Origin of the sequence: Streptomyces sp. NPDC006544 (assembly GCF_040611715.1) — a bacterium.
Taxonomy (GTDB): Bacteria; Actinomycetota; Actinomycetes; order Streptomycetales; family Streptomycetaceae; genus Streptomyces.
The window spans coordinates 1-1,456 of sequence record NZ_JBEXOV010000223.1 but is presented as its reverse complement, the minus strand read 5'-3'; the positions used below and the strand labels follow the sequence as shown (position 1 = coordinate 1,456).

Genomic DNA, 1,456 nt, shown 5'->3' with positions numbered 1-1,456 from the left:
TGTCGTGGACGTCGCCGCGGACGGTGGCGAGGACGATGGTGCCCTTGCCGTCGTCGTCGGTCTTCTCCATGTGCGGTTCGAGGTGCGCGACGGCGGTCTTCATGACCTCGGCGGACTGCAGGACGAAGGGGAGCTGCATCTGGCCGGAGCCGAAGAGTTCGCCCACGACCTTCATGCCCTCGAGGAGGGTGTCGTTGACGATGTCCAGGGCCGGGCGGGTCAGCAGGGCCTCGTCGAGGTCCTCCCCCAGGCCGTTCTTCTCGCCGTCGATGATGCGGCGCTGCAGCCGTTCGTCGAGCGGCAGCGCGAGGAGCTCCTCGGCCCGGCCGTCCTTCATCGACTTGGTGTTGACCCCGTCGAAGAGCTCCATGAGCTTCTGCAGCGGGTCGTAGCCCTCCGCGCGCCGGTCGTAGACCAGGTCGAGGGCGACTTTGACCTGCTCCTCCTCGAGGCGGGCGATGGGCAGGATCTTGCTCGCGTGGACGATCGCCGAATCGAGCCCGGCCTTGACGCATTCGTCGAGGAAGACCGAGTTCAGGACGATGCGGGCGGCCGGGTTGAGGCCGAAGGAGATGTTCGACAGGCCGAGCGTGGTCTGGACGTCCGGCCGTCGGCGCTTGAGCTCGCGGATGGCCTCGATGGTGGCGATGCCGTCGCCGCGGGACTCCTCCTGGCCGGTGCAGATGGTGAACGTCAGCGTGTCGATGAGGATGTCCGACTCGCGCACCCCCCAGTTCCCCGTCAGGTTGTCGATGAGCCGCTCGGCGATGGCGACCTTGTGCTCGGCGGTGCGGGCTTGGCCCTCCTCGTCGATGGTCAGCGCGATCAGCGCCGCGCCGTGCTCGACGGCCAGCTTCGAGACCTGCGAGAACCGGGACTCCGGCCCGTCGCCGTCCTCGAAGTTGACGGAGTTGATGACGGCGCGGCCGCCGAGCTTCTCCAGGCCGGCCCGCAGGACGGGAAGCTCGGTGGAGTCCAGGACGATCGGCAGGGTGGAGGCGGTCGCGAAGCGGCCGGCGAGTTCCTTCATGTCGGCGACGCCGTCGCGGCCCACGTAGTCCACGCACAGGTCGAGCAGGTGGGCGCCCTCGCGGATCTGGTCGCGGGCCATCTCCACGCAGTCGTCCCAGCGGGCTTCCAGCATGGCGTCGCGGAACTTCTTCGAGCCGTTGGCGTTCGTCCGCTCGCCGATCGCCAGGTACGAGGCGTCCTGGCGGAAGGGGACCGTGGAGTAGAGCGAGGAGGCGCCCGCCTCCGGCCGCGGGTCGCGGGCGCCGGGGGCGATGCCGCGCACTCTGTGGACCACGGCCTTCAGGTGTTCGGGGGTGGTGCCGCAGCAGCCGCCGACGAGGGAGAGCCCATAGTCGCGGACGAAGGATTCCTGGGCGTCGGCGAGCTCGGGGGCGGAGAGCGGGTAGTGGGCGCCGTTCTTGCCGAGGACCGGGAGGCCGGCGTT

1 protein-coding gene is annotated in these 1,456 nt (G+C 69.6%); it reads right to left on the bottom strand.

The window, feature by feature from the left end; translation table 11 throughout:
• Positions 1 to 1,456: dihydropteroate synthase (locus ABZY44_RS37680; protein ID WP_356662063.1), on the bottom strand; the 1,456-nt coding region annotated here is incomplete at both ends.